This is a genomic window from Pseudoalteromonas denitrificans DSM 6059 (genome assembly GCF_900112265.1).
Classification (GTDB): Bacteria; Pseudomonadota; Gammaproteobacteria; order Enterobacterales; family Alteromonadaceae; genus Pseudoalteromonas; species Pseudoalteromonas denitrificans.
Map to the genome: position 1 here is coordinate 1 of NZ_FOLO01000114.1, position 2302 is coordinate 2302.

Annotated in this window: 2 protein-coding genes; both read left to right on the forward strand. The window is 32.1% G+C overall.

Going from position 1 to position 2302, the window contains the following annotated elements:
- Positions 1 to 125 precede the first annotated feature (125 nt).
- Positions 126 to 1481, forward strand: a complete 1356-nt coding sequence (locus tag BM088_RS26815) for an ATP-binding protein (protein WP_091991990.1) — start codon at positions 126 to 128, stop codon at positions 1479 to 1481.
- A gap of 249 nt (positions 1482 to 1730) precedes the next feature.
- Positions 1731 to 2177: an REP-associated tyrosine transposase gene (locus BM088_RS26820; protein WP_091991992.1), complete on the forward strand. Its 447-nt coding sequence runs from the start codon at positions 1731 to 1733 to the stop codon at positions 2175 to 2177.
- Positions 2178 to 2302 lie beyond the last annotated feature (125 nt).

A 2302-nucleotide genomic window follows, 5' to 3' on the forward strand; every position in this document is an offset into this window, starting at 1 on the left:
TGCAAAACCAATTGATTGAATTAGATAAAAAAGAAGTTCACGGAAGTCAGCTGGGACTCTTTTAAACTCGGTCGCTTGCGGCCGATTCTTTTATAGTAATCATACTTATTTATGAGGATAAGCTCGTGTCATCATTGGGTGTAGAAAAAATAAACGCCTTTGCCATAGTTATGCTCGATAAAGCATTGTTAGACGATTTACTTTGGTCAATCGCTCAAGGCGTTGGTGAAATAATGGGCTTTAATGACTGTGTTATATATTTACGCAATGACAATACGCTAATTCAAATGGCTGCATTTGGCCTTAAAAATAAAAAAGATAGACAAATATTTAAACGTATAGAAATCCCTGTTGGAGAAGGGATTGTTGGTACAGTTGCAAAAACGGGAGTAGCTGAATATATTCCAAATACACAAGCAGATTCACGTTACATTTTTGATCAATTTTGTGGTAAATCAGAGTTAACTGTACCTGTAATTTATGAAGGTACTACAATTGCAGTGATAGACTCAGAATCAAATAAAGTGAATGGCTACTCAGATTTTGATAAAGAAATACTGCAAGTGATAGCCAATATTGCCTCACCTAGAATTGCATCCGCACAGTATCAAAATTCATTAAAAGTAGCACAACTGCGATTAGAAAGAAGCAATGAAAAAATTAAAGCAAGTATGTTTGAACTCGCTCAAAATCAACAATCATTAATTCAATCTGAAAAAATGGCATCAATTGGTTTATTAGCGGCAGGAATTGTACATGAAATAAATACACCGCTAGGGTTTTCGTTAAGTAATCTTTCAATATTAAAAGATTACATAGACGAGATTAAAAAAGTGACACATACAATTATTAATAATGATGAAATAGATATAAAAAATAAAGCCCCCTTATTAGATGATGAGTTTAATTATATTTTAAATGACTCAAACTCACTGATCAAAGAATCAATATTTGGTCTGAAATCAGCAAAAGATATTGTATTAGATTTGCGTAACTTCTCACGTTCAAAATACGAGCGCTTTATATCGGTAGATATTAATAAAAATTTAAAAACAACACTTAACATATTACGAAATGAGTTAAAAAATAAATGTAAAGTGATTTTAAATCTAAATGTAATACCAGAAATTTATGGTGATTCAGGTAAGTTGAATCAAGTATTTATGAATTTATTGATAAATGCCAGTCAAGCATGTGATGTTAATGGTCAAATATCTATAACAACAGTAAAATACAAAAGCGGCATTGTTATTACCATTAAAGACAATGGCATAGGTATTCCGCAAAAAGATATTTCAAATGTTTTCTCTCCATTTTTCACTTCAAAGCCTGTTGGTGAAGGAACAGGTTTAGGATTATTCATAAGTTATAAAATTATTTGTGATGAACATGATGGCACAATTGATGTTACTTCTAGCTCTGAAGGTACGAGCTTTAAAATTTACCTACCAACAACGCAAATAGAATTAGCATGTTCATAGCTTTTATTGTTTGAATTATCATTAAATCTTAAGCAGTTAGCCTAAAGGCCAATCTACAGAATAACGAATCTTGTAGGTGAGGCTTTGCCTACTTGGATGTTGGTACTAGAGCAATGCAGGAGCTATTGCCGGTAGCCTTACTTTTTAAAAGTCCTAAACAGTTAGCTTAGAGACAACCCTGCCAAAATTAAAATCTACAGAATGCATTTATTTATACTAATATAAACATTTAAGCTAAAGGAATTAGCTATGACATACCATGAATTAACTAAAGGCCGTTTCTCACAATTAAATCAAGAATACTTGATCACATCAGTAACGCATAATAGAAAACCCATTTTTAAAAACTTTAACTTGGCCAGAATTTTAGTTAATGAATTTAAAAACCAACAGGAACAAAATAATGCGACTTGGCTTAGTTGGATAATCATGCCAGATCATTTTCATATACTTATTTCATTACAGGAAAGTGACTTAAAACACCTTATGATGTCAATTAAAGGCAGATCCGCAAGAGATATAAATAAAATGATAAATCATAGAGGGGAAATATGGCAAAAAGGTTTTTACGATAGGGCGCTTAGGCATGAAGATGATAGAAAAAATATAGCTCGTTACATTGTTGCTAATCCATTACGTGCAGGTTTAGTTAAACATATAGGAGAATACCCTCATTGGGATGCTATTTGGTTATAAATAAGGTTGAATAAACAGTTAGCCTAAAGGCTTAAGGATCCCCACAAACTTTTGAAGTGATGCCTGTGATCTGTTAAATATACTTTCGCCAAAAAACAAACCTAACAGATACAGACATCAAATGA